Source organism: Halomonas sp. KAO, from assembly GCF_015595025.1.
In the GTDB taxonomy this organism is placed as follows: Bacteria; Pseudomonadota; Gammaproteobacteria; order Pseudomonadales; family Halomonadaceae; genus Halomonas.
The window spans coordinates 420,977-421,434 of record NZ_JADNRL010000019.1 but is presented as its reverse complement, the minus strand read 5'-3'; the positions used below and the strand labels follow the sequence as shown (position 1 = coordinate 421,434).

Genomic DNA, 458 nt, shown 5'->3' with positions numbered 1-458 from the left:
TCGGGTTGTAAAGCACTTTCAGTGGGGAAGAAATCCTCAGGGCCAATACCCCTGAGGGAGGACATCACCCACAGAAGAAGCACCGGCTAACTCCGTGCCAGCAGCCGCGGTAATACGGAGGGTGCAAGCGTTAATCGGAATTACTGGGCGTAAAGCGCGCGTAGGCGGCGTGATCAGCCGGTTGTGAAAGCCCCGGGCTCAACCTGGGAACGGCATCCGGAACTGTCACGCTAGAGTGCAGGAGAGGAAGGTAGAATTCCCGGTGTAGCGGTGAAATGCGTAGAGATCGGGAGGAATACCAGTGGCGAAGGCGGCCTTCTGGACTGACACTGACGCTGAGGTGCGAAAGCATGGGTAGCAAACAGGATTAGATACCCTGGTAGTCCATGCCGTAAACGATGTCGACTAGCCGTTGGGGTCCTTGTGACCTTTGTGGCGCAGTTAACGCGATAAGTCGA

General features: G+C 56.3%; 1 other annotated feature (cut by both window edges).

The window, feature by feature from the left end:
• Positions 1 to 458 (top strand) — a sequence feature (16S ribosomal RNA rRNA prediction is too short) (it extends past both window edges: 314 nt to the left, 20 nt to the right).